The following is a 16,049-nucleotide window of genomic DNA, read 5'->3' as shown; positions in this document are numbered from 1 at the left end:
ACGACGAGGCACCAGACCCCACCAGAAAGGGATCCCATGGGCAAGCAGACCGTCCTCGGCCGTGTCACCCAGCTCGCGAAGGCCAACATCAACGCGCTGCTGGACCAGGCGGAGGACCCGCAGAAGATGCTCGACCAGCTGATCCGCGACTACTCGAGCAACATCTCGGAGGCCGAGCAGGCGGTGGCGACGACCATCGGCAACCTGCGGATGCTGGAGGCCGACCACAAGGAGGACGTGGACGCGGCCGCCGAGTGGGGCGGCAAGGCCCTCGCGGCAAGCCGCAAGGCGGACGAGCTGCGCGCGTCGGGCGCGGCGGCGGACGCGGACCGGTTCGACAACCTGGCGAAGGTGGCCCTGGGCCGGCAGCTGCGGTCGGAGAAGGAGGCGGCGACGGCGGAGCCGGTGATCGCCGCCCAGACGGAGGTGGTGGACAGGCTGCGGGAAGGCCTGGCCTCGATGAAGGACAAGCTGACGGAGCTCCAGGCCAAGCGGGACGAGCTGGTGGCGCGGGCGAGGACGGCGCGGGCGCAGAACACGATGCTGGACGCGGTCAAGAACATCGACGTGCTGGACCCGACGAGCGACCTGAGCCGTTTCGAGGAGAAGGTCCGGCGGGAGGAGGCGATGGCCATGGGCAAGTCGGAGCTGGCGGCCTCCTCCCTGGACGCGCAGTTCGAGTCGCTGGAGGACCTCGGCAAGGCCGCGGAGATCGAGGCCCGCCTGGCCGCCCTCAAGTCCCGGGCGGCCTGAGCCCCCTCGTCGAGGCCCCGCCCGGCCCGCTCATCCGTACATGCTCAGCAGCTGCTCCGCCGACAGCTCGGTGACCGCCTCTCCCGGTGCTCCGCCCGGCATGGGGAGGGGCAGCTCGAACCACACGGTCTTGCCCCGGTGGGTGCGGCGGGTGCCCCAGCCGGCCGAGAGCAGGCCGACGAGCTGGAGGCCGCGGCCGCCCTCGTCGGTGTCCCGGGCGCGGCGGCGCCTCGGCTGGGCGAGGTTGCCGTCCCAGACCTCGCACACCAGGGTCCGGTCCAGCAGCAGCCGCAGCCGGATGTCCCCCTCCCCGTACCGCAGGGCGTTGGTGACGAGTTCGCTGACCAGCAGTTCCGTGGTGTCGAGCAGGCCTTCGAGGCCCCACGCGGGAAGCTTCGCCCGGGCCAGTTCCCGGGCCTTGCCCACCGAGCGGGCCTCGCGGGGCAGCTGCCAGTCCCCGACGGCGTCGCCGGGCAGTCCCTGGACCCGCGCCATCAGCAGGGCGATGTCGTCCTCGCCGTGCCGGGTGTGGAGGGTGTTCAGGACGTGGTCGCAGACCTCCTCCAGGGGGCGGGACGGATCGGCGACCGCCCCGCGCAGGCCGCGCAGGCCCTCTTCGAGGGGGTGGTCGCGCGACTCGACCAGCCCATCGGTGTAGAGGGCGAGCAGCGCGCCTTCGGGGAGTTCGACCTCGACCTCCTCGAAGGGTTCGCCGCCCACCCCGAGCGGCATCCCGGTCGGGATCTCCAGCAGCAGCCCGGGGGGCGGGGCGGCGCCGTCCTCGGCGGGTTCGACGAGGACGGGCGGCATGTGGCCGGCGTTGGCGATGGTGCAGCGCCGGGTGACCGGGTCGTAGACGGCGTACACGCAGGTGGCGAGGTACACCTCCGAGCGGTCGGCGTCGCGGGAGTGGAGGGCGGCGCGCGAGGCCTGCTGAGCGCCGCCGGGGGCGCCGAGGCCGCGGGCGACCTCGTCGAGGGCGGTGAGCACCTCGGCGGGTTCCAGGTCCAGCAGCGCGAGGGTGCGCACGGCGGTCCGCAGCTCGCCCATGGCGACGGCGGCGCGCAGTCCCCGGCCCATGACGTCGCCGACGACCAGGGCGGTGCGGTGTCCGGGCAGTTCGATGACGTCGAACCAGTCGCCGCCGACCTCGGTGGCGGCGTTGCCCGGGAGGTAGCGGCAGGCGATGTCGAGGCCGGCCGCCTCCGGGTCTCCGGGCGGCAGCAGGCTGCGCTGGAGGATCAGCGCCCGTTCGTGCTCGCGCCGGTAGAGGCGGGCGTTGTCGATGCAGACGGCGGCCCGTGCGGCCAGTTCCACGGCGACGGCCCGGTCGCGTTCGCCGAAGGGCTCGCTGCCCTTGGTCCGGGAGAACTGGGCGAGGCCGACCACGGTGTCGTGGGCGACCATCGGGACGATCAGCGTGGACTGGACGAGGGCGTCCGGGTCCGTGCCGGAGACGAGCCGGGGCCGTGCCGTGCGCAGGGCGAGCGCTCCGGGGGAGGCGGCCGGGTAGCGGTGCGTCTCCCCTACGGAGACCAGTGCGCCGGGTCCCGACAGCGGGGCGTCGGACACGGCGGAGGCGAAGGCCACCCGCCGCAGCGGTGCGGAGGGGGCTCGTCCGGCCCCCTGCCCGGGCAGGGAGGGGACGCCGGGGCCCTGGGGGCGGGCGGGCCGGTCGTCGTCGCCGAGCAGCAGCCCCTGGTAGAGGTCGACGGCGGCCAGGTCGCAGAAGCCGGGGACGGTGACGTCGAGGAGTTCCCGGGCGGTGGTCTCCAGGTCGAGGGAGTTGCCGATGCGGTGCCCGGCCTCGTTGAGCAGGGCGAGGTTGCGGCGGACCCCGGCGGCCTCGCGGGCGGCGAGGTGACGGCGGGTGACGTCGGTGCCGAGGCCGGCGATGCCGATGGGGCGGCCGGTGCCGTCATGCACCCGGTAGAGGTTGATGGACCAGTGGCGGTCGTCGCGGCTGCGGGGGGTGGATCCGGTGATCCGCAGGTCGGTGACGGACTCGCCGGTCTCCAGTACCCGGCGCAGGGCTTCGGCCATCCGGTCGGCCTCGTGGGGCGGCAGGTAGTCGTGCACGGTCCGGCCGCGGTGCTCCTCGACCGCTCCGCCGAAGACGGTCGCGAAGCGGCGGTTGGCGCGCTGCACGGTGAGGTCGGTGCCGAAGAGCAGGAACCCGAAGGGGGATTGGCCGAATATGGCCTGTGAGGCGGCGAGGTCGGATTCGATGCGCCGGAGCGCGCGTACGTCCACGACGACGCAGAGCGCGGCGCGCTCGGCGCTCTCGGTCTGGGTCGGCATCACATAGATCTCGGCCACGCCGTGGGCGCCGTCCCCGCCGGGGATCCGGAAGGGGATCAGCCCGGTCCATTCCTTGCCGTCGAGGATCTCGGCGACCTTGCGGTGGCCGCCCTCGCGCAGCTCGGGCGGCATGAAGGCCTCGACCGGGTCGCGCCCGACCGCCTGGGCCGCGCGCAGCCCGAACAGCTCTTCGGCGCGCAGGCTCCACTGGTCGATGAGCCCGTCAGGGCCGATCGAGAAGGACGCCACCTTGATGTGGTCGTATATCGAGCCAGGCGGACTGCTGTGCCACAGGGAGTCGCGCAACGGCTCCCCGGGCACGCGGGCCTGATGTGTCTGCGCAGGTATCTCGCTCACGCGACCGTCCCCTCCAGCTCACCGCAACCGGACCGGCCATGACCGAAGTATTCAGCACCACGGCCCCGTACGGCACGGCGTTCACGATCACAAAAGGGTCCCGTTGTTTTCCGGCCACGTCCGGTGGTCTTCCCAGACGCCGCCCGGGAGACCCACTGCCGCCCTTCTCCTTGTTACTCACCAGGAAGAGCCAACTCGAACCACACGGTCTTCCCCGTTTTCCCGTGCCGGGTTCCCCAGCGGCGCGCGGAGACGGCGACGAGGTGCAGGCCGCGCCCGCCTTCGTCGTCCGGCTGCGCGAGGCGCTCGCGGGGTGGATCCGGAAGCGGATCCGAGACCTCCACGAGCAGGGCCGGGCCGCCGGCGAGGCCGGGCGCGGCCGGATTGCGCCGCACCAGGCGCACCCCGATGGGGCCGGAGGCGTAGCGCAGGGAGTTGGTGACCAGCTCGCTGACCAGCAGGACGGTCACATCGCCGACGGAGTCCAGGCCCCAGGAGCGGAGGGTCCCGCGCACGGCGTGACGCGCGGTGCGGACGACATCGGGCTCGGCGGGAAAGGCCCACTCGGCGCATTCACCGTCTGTGTCCATCACGCCGATCACTTCCCGGGCCACCAGCGACCCCAGTCCGGTTCGTCGGGGACGAATGGGGGACGAGATAGGGACTAATAGCGACATACCCGATATTTGGGGCGCCGTACCACCCGGTCCCCCACGCACCGGCGCACTGTGGCGCAGACGGCCTAGAGCGGGAGCTTCACGCGCCCCGGTGCGCCCCGCCGTGCGACTCGGCGCCCACCGCGCCGCCCGCTCCGGCGCGCAGCCGGCGGCCGGCCTCGGCGACGAAGGGCCGGTCCTGGTCGAGCCAGTCCACCGAGTCCAGCTCGTGCGGGGCGAGCCAGCGAAGCTCGTCGTGGTCCTCCAGCGGGGCGGGCTCCCCCGAGACCAGCCGGGCGGTCCAGACGTGCAGGACCAGGCCGGGCCTCACCGGCCACTCCCCCGGGATCCGCTCCAGGACCTCGGCCTCCACGCCGAGTTCCTCGCGCAGTTCGCGCACCAGCGCCTCGGGCACCGTTTCACCCGGCTCCGCCTTGCCGCCCGGGAGCTCCCACCGGCCGGCCAGCTCGGGCGGCGCGCTGCGGCGGGCGGCCAGCAGGCGTCCGTCATGACAAAGGGCTCCGCCCACGACCACTCGTACAGTCATGGACGGAGCCTATGCCAGCGCCTCCGGCCGGTTCAGCCGGTGGTGGCGGTCTGGCTTTCCTGTCCGATCCGCTCGACCCAGTAGAGCTGCTCGTGTCCCCGGTCGTCGAGGCTGTCGACGACCTTCTGGGCCTCGGCCCGGGTGGGATAGCGGCCCACCCGGTAGCGGTTGCCGTTGTCGTCCTGACGTATGACCAGCCATGGAAGCAGGGCACCGCTGTCGGTCATCGCGCTCCACCCTCCGCCGCCGTACCTGCCCAGGAAACCGCATTGCGCATATGCCCGAGCTTACGCCCGACCTTTACTGACCGGATACGGTTTTTCACGAAGAGATACCTGGGGGGCGTACGCATCCGGCCAGGCGTACGAGCGCGCCGTGCGCGCCGGTCCGGACCCGGCGCACGGCGCGGACCCGCGCGTGACGACGAGGAAGCCGCCCGCCGTGCCGTCGGGGGACAGATCGAACAAGGGTCCGGGGCGCGCCCCGGACCCTTGCGATACGACCGAAAAAGCGGCCCGTGCCCCGTTACCGGACGGGCAGGTGGTACGAGAGCCGGTAGCGGTCCGCGGGGACGACCACGTCCGCGGTCTCCACCGCGCGGCCCGAGGCGAAGTACGTACGGCTCACCACCAGCACCACGTGTCCCGGGACCCCGCCCAGCAGCGTGATCTCCTCGGCCAGTCCGGGCCTCGCCCCGACGTCCTCGACCACGTTGTCCACGACCACGTCGATGGCGGCCATCCGGTCCACCACCCCCGAGCCCCCCAGGGGTCCTTCCTCCGGCAGCATCACCGGGGTCCGGCCGGTCACCGCGAGGGGCTCCCAGGAGGTGGAGAGCATCATGGCCTCCCCCGCGTCGCGGAAGACGTACCGGGTGCGCATCACCCGGTCCCCCGGCTCGATGCCCAGCCGCTCCGCGATCTGGACCGGCGCGGGCGTCTGCTCACTGCTGGAGTCCCAGGTGCCGCGCGCGCCCGCCTCGGCCTGCTCCTGACGGAACGGCGTCGACGCCCCGGCCGACCGGTAGCCCGAGCGGGCGACCCGGCGCGGCACGGGCTGCTCCCGGACGTACGTCCCGGACCCGGAGCGCCCCTCGACCAGCCCCTCCGCCATCAGGACCTTGCGCGCCTCCAGCGCCACGGTGTCCGAGACCCCGTACTCCTCGCGGATCCGGGCCTGGGAAGGGAGCCGGGCGTGCGGGGGCAGGGACCCATCGACGATCTTCCGTCGCAGATCCCCGGCGACGCGGAGATAGGCCGGCTGCTCACCGAAAGTCACGAGCCACTCCCATCAGGTTGACAGACAGCCACACCCTGGCAACCGACGGTTGAGCAGCGCAAGCACGGGCCAAAGTTTCACCCGATGTGATGAACGCAGGTCACTCAAACCCCTTACCGAGCGTTACCCACAAGACCTCAGGCGGATTCCGCCGAAGGCCCGCGCCCCGAACCGGCCCCCGGCCCTCCCGGCTCCGGCCGCAGCCACTCCGGCACCCGCGTCGAGAGCCCGTACGCCCCCCGCAGCGCCTTCTCCGTGTCCACCGACAGCGCCGACAGCGCCGCGTCCCACGCCCGCTGGAAATCGGCCGGCCGCGTCGCCCGGGCCGCCCGCTGCCACTGCCCGCGCGCGGCCGCGACCTGCTTCAGCTGAGCAGCCGCCGCCGGGCCCGTGCCCTCGCGGGAGGTGACGCCCTGGAGCATCCGCTCCTCCGCCGCGAGCGCCTCGTCGACCCCCCGTGCCCACGCCCGGTACTCGGGCAGCGCCTCGTCCAGGTCCTCGTCGGGGGCGCGCCCCAGCGCCTGGTCCGCCGTGTTCAGCGCGCCCAGCAGGGTCACCTGGTCCGGCGTCAGCATGCCCGCGTCCTTGCGCAGACTGCCCCGGTGCTCCTCCGTCGACGTGCCGATGATGCACAGGAGCCGCCGGTCGCCGCCCTGCCAGCTCTCCGCGGTGGGGCTGAAGTAGAACATCTCCGCGTACGCGGGCAGCGCCCACGTGTCCATCGCGTACGCGTCCTGCGCCTTCCAGCAGGTGTCCGTGGCGGTCCCCTTCAGCCTCCCCTTGCCGGGGAAGCCGCCGGGGCCGAGCACCGTCGTGGAGGTCACCTCGGCGTCGTGCACCTGGTCGCAGCCAACCCGGTAGGTGAAGCGGGCCTCGTCCAGGAGGTCGCCTCCGGGGACGTTGAAGCAGTCGCCCGGGCGCAGCTCGTCCATCCCCGTCAGCCGGCCCTCGACGTGTTCGAGCTCCCGCCCCTCGCCGATCCGGCCCAGGAAGTGTTCCGCGTACCGGGACACGCCGGTCACGAGGACGGCGGTCGTCAGCACCGAGACCACCAGGCCCACGATCGCCAGCACCCGGCCCCGCTCCCCCTTGCGCGCGATCTGCACCAGCGCCACGATCCCGAAGACGATCCCGAGCGGCGGGAAGCACAGCAGCCCGACCAGCAGGGAGGCCAGCGCGAAGCCGTTGAGCGCGGGCGGGTGCCCGTGGGCGGGCGGCGGCCCCCACAGCGGCGGCGGCGGGGGCCAGGAGTGGCCCGGGCCGGCGGAGGGAGGCTGCGGGGGCGGGATGCTCACGGGGTGAGGTGCTCCATCACGGGGGGCGCGAACGAATGCGCGAAATAGTACGCAGCGGGGGCGACCGAGCAGTCGGTCGCCCCCGCGTTCATCGCGCGATCCAGCCTGTTATCGCGCCCCTCGCCACCCGGTCGCCCGGGCGGAGGCCTCGGGCGTCAGAACTGCAGCGCCCAGGAATCGATCTTGCCGGTGTCGACGTTGGCGTTGTCGTTCACCCGCAGCTTCCACACGCCGTTGGCCACCTCGGCCGAGGCGTTGACGGTGTAGGTCTTGATGATGTTGTCGGCGCTGCCGCCGCTGCGGTTGTGCAGGTTGTAGGCCGTGCCGTCGGGGGCGATGAGGTCGACCTTCAGGTCACCGATGTAGGTGTGCTTGATGTCGACCGAGACGCTCAGCGCCGCCGGGGCGTTGCCGGAGATCCCGCTGACGGTCACCGGCGAGTCCACGGTGGCGTTGTCGTTGACCGCGTAGTCCGCCGTGTTCTCGAACCGGGTGCCCGGGTTCGGCGGCGTGGTGCTCCCGCCCACGTTCAGCAGGCGGTTGGGGGAGCCGGTGCCGGGGCTGGTCACCACGTTCGGGGTGGACGCCGCGACCAGGGCGTCCCGGATCTGCGCCGGGGTGCTCGCCGGGTTCTGCGAGAGGTACAGGGCCGCCGCGCCCGCGACGTGCGGCGAGGCCATCGAGGTGCCGGAGATGGTGTTGGTGGCGGTGTCGCCCGTGCCCCACGTGGAGGTGATGGAGGAGCCCGGCGCGAAGACGTCCAGGACGGAGCCGTAGTTGGAGTAGCTGGCCTTCGCGTCGGTGTTGGTGGTGGCCCCGACCGTGATGGCCTCGGCGACGCGCGCGGGGGACTTGGTGGAGGCGTCGGTGGACTCGTTGCCCGCCGCGACCGCGTAGGTGATGCCGGCGGCTATGGAGTTGCGTACGGCGGTGTCGAGCGCGGAGTCCGCGCCGCCGCCGAGCGACATGTTGGCCACGGCCGGCTTCACGGCGTTGCGGGTCACCCAGTCGATGCCGGCGACGACCTGGGCGGTCGTGCCCGAGCCCTGGTTGTTGAGCACGCGGACGCCGACGATCTTGACCTTCTTGGCCACGCCGTACGCGCCGCCGCCGACGGTACCGGCCACGTGCGTGCCGTGGCCGTGGCCGTCCTGGGCGGTGTTGTCGTTGTCGATCGCGTCGTAGCCGTCGACGGCGCGGCCGCCGAAGTCCTGGTGCGTCTTGCGGACGCCGGTGTCGATGATGTACGCGGTGACGCCCTCGCCCGCCTTGTCCGGGTAGGTGTAGCTCTGGTCGAGCGGGAGGGCCCGCTGGTCGATGCGGTCCAGGCCCCAGGACGGCGGGCTGGGCTGGGTGGCGTCGACGGTGAAGGTCCGGTTCTGCACGACCGACCGCACGGCCGGGTCGGCGGCGAGCTTTCTGGCCTGCGCCTCGGAGACCTCGACGGAGTAGCCGTTGAGGGCCGCGCTGTAGACCCGGTCGATCTTCGCCCCGTACCGCTTGGCGACGGCCTTTCCGCTGTCGGCGGTGGAGCGGGCGGCGGAGTCCTCCAGGGTCACGATGTAGCTGCCGGGGACGGCACCGGGAGCTCCGGCGTTCTCGATGACGCCCTGGGGGCCGTCGGCCGCGGACGCGGGCAGGGCGGCGGCCGCGCCGAGCGCGAGGGCCACGACGGCGGTGGCGCTGACGCCGGCGATCCTCCGGCGGGTGTGACGCATCACGGACATGTGGGGGGTCCTCCTCGTAGGGGGTGGAGTGCGACGGCGCGTGTGGCGGTGCGGCGGTGCCCGGACACGCGGGGATTTCCTGTTTCAGGCATGTCCATGACAACGAATCCGCCCCAACGGGCCGTCGTCCCGCAAAGGTTGGCCCACCCGTGCCGCATCCCACAAGAGCACAACGGAGGCACAACGGACGCGTAACATCTGTGCCATACAACGGCCATGAACGAGCAAAGGCGCTCCGCACATGACGCACGCACTTCCCGGTTACGTCTGTCCCGAGGACGGCACGCGCGCGGACGTACGGACCGCCCCGTGGTGCTGCCCCCTCTGCGGCGGCCCCTGGGACCTCGACTTCGCACCCGATCCGGCCATCGCGCTCGAACCGGCCGCCGGCCCCCACTCGCTGTGGCGGTACGCGCCCGCACTGCCGCTGCCGGGGGCGTTCTCGGTCTCGCTCTCGGAGGGGCACACCCCGCTGGTGCCGCTCGCGGAGAGGATTCACGCCAAACTCGACTTCCTGATGCCGACGCTGTCCTTCAAGGACCGGGGCGCGGTCATGCTCGCCGAACTGGCGCGGCGGCTGGCCCCGGAGCGGGTGATCGCCGACAGCAGCGGCAACGCGGGGACGTCCGTGGCGGCGTACTGCGCGCGGGCCGGGCTGAGTTGTGAAGTTTTCGTGCCGGAGGGCACCTCGCAGAAGAAGACCGAGCAGATGCGGGCCCACGGCGCGGCCGTACGGGTCGTCGCGGGCGGGCGCGAGGCCACGGCGCTGGCCGCGCGGGCCGCCGCGGACGAGCCGGGGGTCTTCTACGCGAGCCACGTCTTCAACCCGTACTTCCTGCACGGCACGAAGACGTACGCGTACGAGATCTGGGAGGCCCTCGGCGGACGCCTCCCGGAGGCGCTGGTCGTACCGGTGGGCAACGGCACCCTGCTGCTGGGCGCCGCGCTGGCGGTGGAGGAACTGGCCCGGCGCGGGGTACGGCCGCCCGCGCTGATCGGGGTCCAGGCGGAGGCGGTGTCACCGCTGGCGGCGGCCTTCGCGGCGGGCGCCGAGGACGCCGAGGCGGTACCGCAGCTGCCGACCCTGGCGGAGGGCATCGCGATCCCGGCCCCGCCGAGGGCCCGGCAGATCCTGGCGGCGGTCCGCAAGTCCGGCGGCACCTTCCTCACGGTCCCGGACGACCGGCTGCGCGAGGCCCAGCGGGACCTGGCGCGGCGCGGCCTGTTCGTGGAACCCACGGCGGCGGCCTGCTGGGCGGCGGTGTGCCCCACCGCCCCCGGCGACCCCCTCCGCGGCCGCACGGCGGTCCTCCCGCTGTGCGGCGCGGGCGCCAAGACGGGCCTGGCCCCCCTCCCTTCCTGAGCCACGGCGGCACCGGCCCGGGCGGCGGCGGTCCGCGGCGGCTCCGGCCGGCAGGCGCCGTGACGCGGGCGTCGGAAAACCGCCAGCCGCGGGGCCGCCCCGTCTGGTCAACTGGCCCCATGACCAACCACCTTGACCACGCCGCCCGGGCCGCCGCCTTCACCGCGCTGCACACCGCCGCCGCCCCCCTCGCCCTCGCCAACGCCTGGGACGTCGCCAGTGCCCGCGTCGTGGAGGCCGCCGGGGCGCCGGCGGTGGCCACCACCAGCGCCGGTGTCGCCTGGTCGCTCGGGGCCCCCGACGGCGACGCGCTCGCGCGGGAGCGGGCGCTGGACCTGATCGCCCGGGTGGCCTCGGCCGTCTCCGTACCCGTAACCGCCGACATCGAGGGCGGCTTCGCGGCCGACGCCGCCGGGGTCGGCGAGACCGTCACCGGGGTGCTGGCCGCCGGCGCGGTCGGCGTCAACATCGAGGACGGCCGCCGCGCCCCGGCCGAGCAGGCGGAGCGCCTGGCCGCGGCCCGTGCCGCCGCGGAGGCGGCCGGGGTGCCTCTGTACATCAACGCCCGCGTGGACACGTACCTCTTCGGCCTCGGCGAGAGCGGCACCCGCCTCGACGAGACCCTCTCCCGCGCCGCCGCCTACCTCGCCGCCGGCGCCACCGGGGTCTTCGTGCCCGGGGTCACCGATCCCGCCACCGTCGCGGAGCTCGCCAAGGGGATCGACGCCCCGCTCAACGTCCTCGTCGGTCCCGGCGCCCCGTCCGTCACCGAGCTCGGCGCCCTCGGCGTGGCCCGCGTCAGCCTCGGCTCCTGGGTGGCCGAGGCGGCGTACGCCGTCGCCCGGCGCGCCACCGAGGAACTGCTGGCCGGCGGCACCTACGGGTCCCTCGCCGGCTCGCTGCCGTACGGGGAGCTGAACGCGCTGCTCAAGGGGTGAGAAATCGGGAAGCCTGTAGGGAGCAACGATCGTAGGATCCGGCCATGGGAACCTCGACTCCGATAGACGGCACGGGCGGCGCGACGGCGGACACCGCGCGCCGCAGGACGACCGGGGCGGTGTGGTTCGCGCTGGCGCTCGTGTACGTGGTCTGGGGCTCGACCTACCTCGGCATCCGGATCGTCGTCCAGACCATGCCGCCCTTCCTCTCCGCCGGGGCCCGCTTCATCACCGCCGGCCTGGTGCTGGCCGGCATCGTCGCCTGGCGGTACGGGCCGGCCGCGCTCAGGGTCACGGCCGCGCAGGCCCGCTCGGCGGTCGTGGTCGGCCTGCTGCTGATCCTGGGCGGCAACGGGCTGGTGGTGCTGGCCGAGACCGCCATCCCCTCCGGGCTGGCCGCGCTGCTGGTGGCGGCGGTGCCGATGTGGGTGGTGGTGCTGCGGGCGGGCAGCGGGGACCGGCCGTCGCCGCGCACCGTGGCCGGGGTGCTGGTGGGGCTCGCCGGGCTGGGGGTGCTGACCAGCCCGGGGCTCAGCGGGGAGGTCCGGCTGTGGGGGGTGCTGATGGTGCTGGCGGCCTCGGTGCTGTGGTCGCTGGGCTCGTTCTCGGCGTCGAAGCTGCCGCTGCCGGAGAACCCCTTCGCGGGTTCCGCGTACCAGATGCTGGCGGGCGGGGCCGGCGGGGTGGTCGTGGGGCTGCTGCGCGGCGAGCAGCGCGGCCTGGACGTGGGTGCCTTCTCCACCGCCTCGTGGGTGGCGCTGGGCTACCTCGTGCTGATCGGGTCGGTGGTCGGCTTCACGGCGTACGCGTGGCTGCTCCAGGCGGCGCCGCTGTCGCTCGTGGCCACGTACGCGTACGTCAATCCGGTGGTGGCCGTCGCGCTGGGCGCGCTCATCCTGGACGAGGCGCTGACCCTGCCGATCGTGCTCGGCGGTGCGATCGTGGTGGCGGCGGTGGGCGTGATCGTCAGTACGGAACGCCGCGCGTAGCCGCGCGCGGCCCGGCGCCGGCGGCCCGGCTCAGCCCCTGGACGCGCGCTCGTACAGGGCCTTGGCCCGCTCGTCGTACAGCGCGGCGGTGGAGTCCACGTCCGTTTCCCCGCCGCTGAGCACGCCGATCAGCCGGCCCGGCTGTCCCGTGCCCCCGCGGTCGGCGATCCAGGGGCTGCCGCTGGTGCCGGTCCAGAAGCCCGAGCAGCTGATGTACAGCAGGTCGGGGTCGTCGAGGTCGTGGCGGGTCTGGGTGGTGCAGGACACGGGCTTGTTCTGCGGGTTGTGCTCGGACTCCGGGTAGCCGACGACGGTGACCTCCCGCTCGTACCCGGAGGTCCAGTCGGGCGCGGGCGCCTCGCCCTTGCCGCCGACGGCCTCCTGGACGCTGCGGCCGTCCTCGTCCGGCTCGACGGTGAGGAAGGCGAAGTCGGCGGTGTCCTCGCCCCACTTCGTCCAGCGTTCGTCGACGTGGATCGAGCGGACCTTCCACACGCCGAGGGGCTGGGTGCCCGAGCCCTCCCCGGAGAAGGCGGGCGCGAAGGAGAGCTCGCCGATGGCGAGGCCGTCGTGGGCGACCTGGCCCGGCACTCCGTGCTCGCCCGCCGGGGCGACGCAGTGCGCGGCGGTCGCGACGACGTTGCCCTTGGGGCTGTCGACCACGCTCGCCGTGCACCAGTGCTCACCGTTGGCCATGAGCACGCCGACGGTGGGGAAGGGGTGCACCGGACGGTCGCCGGGCGCCTTGAGGAACGCGACGGCGCACACCATCGCGATCCCGGCGGCGGCGGCCGCGGTGGCCCCCTTCACCGCGGGGCTCATCGCACGGCGGGGTCGGGTGTCGGTCCTCGCATCACCTTGCTGATCCACTCCAGGGAGCCCTCCCTCATTCCGCGCACGTAGGACTTTCCGTTGTGCTCACCATCCTGGATCACCTGGAGTCGAGTGTGCACGGGGCCCCTGCCGTACTCGCGCATGAACCGCTCGGCCAGGTCGCGGCCGCTCTCCTTGGTGCCGATCTGGAAGTTGATCCACACCTCCGGACCGCCCTCCTTGATCAGCTTCTCGGCGAGCTTCTCGGGGTTGTTCTCGTCCATGGCCTGCTGGTTCCCCTTCCACAGCGGGGAGTCGGGGACGAAGTCGACCCCGCTGGCGATGACCGCCTTGAAGCGTTCGGGGTACTTCAGCACGTGCTTGAAGGCGCCGAAACCGCCCGAGGAGGAGCCCATGAAGGCCCAGCCGTCGCGGGAGGTGAAGGTGCGGAAATTGGCCTTCGTGAAATCCGGGATGTCATCGGCCATCCAGGTGCCCATCTTCGGCTGACCGGGGATGTCCGATCCGTCGAAGTGGTGCTTGGTGTCCGCGTTGATCACCGGCATGACGAGGATGAAGGGCAGGCTGGTGCCGGCCTTGACCCCGTCGATCACGGCCTGCTGGAGGCCGAGGCCGGGTCCGGTGCCCCAGTAGTTCTTGGGGTAGCCGCGGCCGCCGGGCAGGGAGATCAGCACGGGGAAGGCGCTCTTGGCGTACTTCGGGTCGTCGTACTCCTTGGGCACCCACACCCACACGTCACCGGTGAAGCCGGACTTCCGGCCGGTCACGGTGGTCACCGCGATCTGCGTGCCGTCCGGCAGCCGGCTGGTGCGCGTGAACTCGGCCTTGGGGCCGGTCGGCATCAGCACCTCGGGGCGGATGTCCTCGGCGGCCGCCGACTCCTGGATCTTCCCGAAGGAGACCGGGTCCCCCACGTCCGAGAAGAGGCCGGCCTTGTACGCCGCACCGCCCCCGGCGGCGAGGGCGAGCGCGAGCCCGCCGCCGATCAGGACGAGGCGCCTGCGCGGGCGCGGGGGGCGACGGCCGCCCTTGGTCAGGGAGCTGCCGTCGCCTTGGTCGTCATACTGCACTGAATTGTTCCCGTTCCTTCTCCGGCGCCCTGGTTGGGCGCGGGTCGGACCGATTGGTCCCCCTTGGCACCTGTACAGAGGTGTGAACGACCGTATGGGTTGCCTGGGACCGGGGCGACGTGGCGAGGGCCACGTGGCGGAGTCCGGCGACGGGGCGGGGGACGGTCCGGCGGGCGGGAACGGGGTGCGGAACGGGCCGCGGGAACGGGGCGCGGTCCGGACGGTACGGGCGCCGGTCAGCCGGCCTCGGGCTTGGGGCCCTTCAGCACCTTGCTGACCCACTCCAGCGAGCCTTCCTTCATGCCGCGCACGTAGTGCCAGCCGTTGTGCTCGCCGTTCTGGATGTCACGGATGGTCGTCTTGACCGGGCCCTTTCCGTACTGCTGCACGAATTTCGTCATCCGGTCCTTGCCGGACTCCTTCGTGCCCACCTGGAAGTTGATGTAGACGTCCGGGCCGCCGCTCTGGATCAGCCTCTCGGCGAGCTTCTCGGGATTGTTGGCGTCCATCTCCGCCTGGTGGCCCTTCCAGAGCGGGGAGTCGGGGGTGATCTCGCCGCCGCTGGCGATCACGGCCTTGAACTTGTCCGGGTGGTGCAGGAGCGTCTTCATGCCGACGAAGGCACCCGAGGAGGAGCCCATGAAGGCCCAGCCGTCGCGGGACTTGTACGTACGGAAGTTGGCGCGGGCGAAGTCCGGGACGTCCTCGGCGATCCAGGTGCCCATCTTCGGCTGACCGGGTATGTCGGCGCCGTCGTAGTAGTACTTGTTGTCCGGGTTGAGCACCGGCATGATCAGGACGAAGGGCAGACTGGTACCGGCCTGGACGCCCTCGGAGACGGCCTTCTGGAGGCCGAGGCTGCGGTCGGCCCAGTAGTTCGTCGGGAAGCCGTTGCCGCCGGGGAGGGCGATGAGGACCGGGAAGGCGCTCTTGGCGTACTTCGGGTCGTCGTACTCCTTGGGGGCCCAGACCCAGACGTCCCCCTCGAAGCCCGACTTGGCGCCGGCCAGGCGGGTCTTGGCGATGACGGTGCCGTCGTCGAGCTTGGTGGTCTGCTTGAAGTCGGACTTCGGGCCGGACGGCATCTGCACGTCGGGGTCGCCGGTGGGTCCGGCCGGGGCGGAGGGCTCCGCCTTCTTCCCTCCGGCGCCGGCGTCCGTGGCGGCGGGCGCGGCGGGCTTGCCGAAGCTGACGGTCTCGCCGTTGCCGTCGAACCACTCGTTCTGGTAGGCGGCGAAGCCGCCCCCGCCGAGGAGCAGCGCGCCGGCGACGCCGGCGCCGATCCACATCGCGCGCCGCGACTTCCTGCGGCCCTGCCCCCGCTCGGGCTCACGGCCGGACGACTGCTGCGGGTACTCGTGCACGGACTTGCTCCGAACGGTTCGGCCTGCCCCGGGCGGGACAGTGCGGCTGGACATCCCCTAGTCCTGATGTGCGGCGCCTGTGAAAAGTTCCAAATCCTTGCAAAGACCTGCCCGGAACATCAGGTTTCCGGCGGCTCACCGCCGGCCGTCGAGCACCTCCGCGCACCGCCCGAGCAGCTCGATGAGCTGCGTGCGCTCCTGGGCCGTGAGGGCGGCGGCGAGGGCGGCCTCGACGCGGACGGCGCCGGCGTCGGCCAGCTCCATCGCGGCGCGGCCCTCGGGGGTGAGCCGGGTCTCCAGCACGTTGCGGTGCCACTCGTGGGGGGTGCGCTCGATGAGGCCGCGCTCGTGGAGGTTCTTCAGAACGGTGTTCATGGTGGGCGGTGTGACCCCGCAGAGCCGGGCGAGGGCGGCCGCGGAGATGCCCGGCTTCTCGGCGAGCCAGAGCAGGGCCGCGTACTGCGGAACCGTTACTGCGGCCGGCTTGCAGGCGGCGGTCTTCGCCGCGAGGAGCGCCTGCTCGGCGCGCTTGATGTGCGCACCGATGCGCTCCTCGGGAGGCATGGAGGTCATTGCG

At 72.8% G+C, this 16,049-nt stretch carries 15 protein-coding genes; 4 read left to right on the top strand and 11 right to left on the bottom strand.

What is annotated here, in order from left to right:
• Positions 1-36: 36 nt before the first annotated feature.
• Complete coding sequence (locus ACZ51S_RS13125; RefSeq protein ID WP_468475591.1) at positions 37-753, top strand: PspA/IM30 family protein; 717 nt, start codon at positions 37-39, stop codon at positions 751-753.
• A gap of 30 nt (positions 754-783) precedes the next feature.
• On the opposite strand, the gene ACZ51S_RS13120 is transcribed toward ACZ51S_RS13125, so the two are convergent.
• The 7 genes from ACZ51S_RS13120 to ACZ51S_RS13090 form a co-directional block, all read right to left on the bottom strand.
• Entirely contained in the window at positions 784-3,402 is a 2,619-nt protein-coding gene (locus ACZ51S_RS13120; protein ID WP_388934982.1) for a SpoIIE family protein phosphatase, read from the bottom strand.
• A 182-nt stretch (positions 3,403-3,584) separates the two neighbouring features.
• Entirely contained in the window at positions 3,585-4,013 is a 429-nt protein-coding gene (locus ACZ51S_RS13115) for an ATP-binding protein (protein ID WP_388934986.1), read from the bottom strand.
• Between the two features lie 154 nt (positions 4,014-4,167).
• Positions 4,168-4,614: a (deoxy)nucleoside triphosphate pyrophosphohydrolase gene (locus ACZ51S_RS13110; RefSeq protein WP_468475590.1), complete on the bottom strand. Its 447-nt coding sequence runs from the start codon at positions 4,612-4,614 to the stop codon at positions 4,168-4,170.
• Between the two features lie 32 nt (positions 4,615-4,646).
• Positions 4,647-4,841, bottom strand: coding sequence for an SPOR domain-containing protein (locus ACZ51S_RS13105; RefSeq protein WP_467891262.1), 195 nt, complete (start codon positions 4,839-4,841; stop codon positions 4,647-4,649).
• Positions 4,842-5,139: 298 nt separating this feature from the next.
• Complete coding sequence (locus ACZ51S_RS13100; RefSeq protein WP_388934120.1) at positions 5,140-5,892, bottom strand: GntR family transcriptional regulator; 753 nt, start codon at positions 5,890-5,892, stop codon at positions 5,140-5,142.
• A 137-nt stretch (positions 5,893-6,029) separates the two neighbouring features.
• Positions 6,030-7,187, bottom strand: a complete 1,158-nt coding sequence (locus ACZ51S_RS13095; RefSeq protein ID WP_468800966.1) for a DUF4190 domain-containing protein — start codon at positions 7,185-7,187, stop codon at positions 6,030-6,032.
• A 155-nt stretch (positions 7,188-7,342) separates the two neighbouring features.
• Positions 7,343-8,914: a S8 family peptidase gene (locus tag ACZ51S_RS13090; protein ID WP_468475588.1), complete on the bottom strand. Its 1,572-nt coding sequence runs from the start codon at positions 8,912-8,914 to the stop codon at positions 7,343-7,345.
• 241 nt (positions 8,915-9,155) lie between these two features.
• Here ACZ51S_RS13090 and ACZ51S_RS13085 point away from each other — a divergent pair, with 241 nt between their 5' ends.
• The 3 genes from ACZ51S_RS13085 to ACZ51S_RS13075 all read left to right on the top strand — a co-directional run bounded on the left by ACZ51S_RS13085 (position 9,156) and on the right by ACZ51S_RS13075 (position 12,204).
• Positions 9,156-10,277, top strand: a complete 1,122-nt coding sequence (locus ACZ51S_RS13085) for a pyridoxal-phosphate dependent enzyme (protein WP_468800970.1) — start codon at positions 9,156-9,158, stop codon at positions 10,275-10,277.
• A gap of 119 nt (positions 10,278-10,396) precedes the next feature.
• Positions 10,397-11,215 carry an isocitrate lyase/PEP mutase family protein gene (locus ACZ51S_RS13080; protein WP_468800972.1) on the top strand — a complete coding sequence of 273 codons (819 nt, stop codon included), beginning with the start codon at positions 10,397-10,399 and terminating at the stop codon, positions 11,213-11,215.
• 44 nt (positions 11,216-11,259) lie between these two features.
• Positions 11,260-12,204: an EamA family transporter gene (locus tag ACZ51S_RS13075; protein ID WP_468475585.1), complete on the top strand. Its 945-nt coding sequence runs from the start codon at positions 11,260-11,262 to the stop codon at positions 12,202-12,204.
• Between the two features lie 30 nt (positions 12,205-12,234).
• On the opposite strand, the gene ACZ51S_RS13070 is transcribed toward ACZ51S_RS13075, so the two are convergent.
• The 4 genes from ACZ51S_RS13070 to ACZ51S_RS13055 form a co-directional block, all read right to left on the bottom strand.
• On the bottom strand, positions 12,235-13,014 hold the full coding sequence (locus ACZ51S_RS13070) for a trypsin-like serine peptidase (RefSeq protein WP_468475584.1): 780 nt from the start codon (positions 13,012-13,014) through the stop codon (positions 12,235-12,237).
• 8 nt (positions 13,015-13,022) lie between these two features.
• On the bottom strand, positions 13,023-14,108 hold the full coding sequence (locus ACZ51S_RS13065; RefSeq protein ID WP_388934137.1) for an alpha/beta hydrolase: 1,086 nt from the start codon (positions 14,106-14,108) through the stop codon (positions 13,023-13,025).
• Positions 14,109-14,344: 236 nt separating this feature from the next.
• Positions 14,345-15,472 carry an alpha/beta hydrolase gene (locus tag ACZ51S_RS13060; RefSeq protein ID WP_468960747.1) on the bottom strand — a complete coding sequence of 376 codons (1,128 nt, stop codon included), beginning with the start codon at positions 15,470-15,472 and terminating at the stop codon, positions 14,345-14,347.
• 135 nt (positions 15,473-15,607) lie between these two features.
• Complete coding sequence (locus tag ACZ51S_RS13055; protein WP_468475582.1) at positions 15,608-16,045, bottom strand: MarR family winged helix-turn-helix transcriptional regulator; 438 nt, start codon at positions 16,043-16,045, stop codon at positions 15,608-15,610.
• Positions 16,046-16,049 lie beyond the last annotated feature (4 nt).

It is taken from the genome of Streptomyces sp. NPDC034043, from assembly GCF_055575675.1.
This window is presented reverse-complemented; position numbering and strand designations above follow the sequence as displayed.

Bases quoted from the DNA above. Each gene is read 5' to 3' on its own strand.
- ACZ51S_RS13085 (WP_468800970.1), top strand. From the start codon at position 9,156: ATGACGCACGCACTTCCCGGTTACGTCTGTCCCGAGGACGGCACGCGC.
- ACZ51S_RS13105 (WP_467891262.1), bottom strand. From the start codon at position 4,841: ATGACCGACAGCGGTGCCCTGCTTCCATGGCTGGTCATACGTCAGGAC.
- ACZ51S_RS13090 (WP_468475588.1), bottom strand. From the start codon at position 8,914: ATGTCCGTGATGCGTCACACCCGCCGGAGGATCGCCGGCGTCAGCGCC.
- ACZ51S_RS13080 (WP_468800972.1), top strand. From the start codon at position 10,397: ATGACCAACCACCTTGACCACGCCGCCCGGGCCGCCGCCTTCACCGCG.
- ACZ51S_RS13110 (WP_468475590.1), bottom strand. From the start codon at position 4,614: ATGACTGTACGAGTGGTCGTGGGCGGAGCCCTTTGTCATGACGGACGC.
- ACZ51S_RS13055 (WP_468475582.1), bottom strand. From the start codon at position 16,045: ATGACCTCCATGCCTCCCGAGGAGCGCATCGGTGCGCACATCAAGCGC.
- ACZ51S_RS13125 (WP_468475591.1), top strand. From the start codon at position 37: ATGGGCAAGCAGACCGTCCTCGGCCGTGTCACCCAGCTCGCGAAGGCC.
- ACZ51S_RS13075 (WP_468475585.1), top strand. From the start codon at position 11,260: ATGGGAACCTCGACTCCGATAGACGGCACGGGCGGCGCGACGGCGGAC.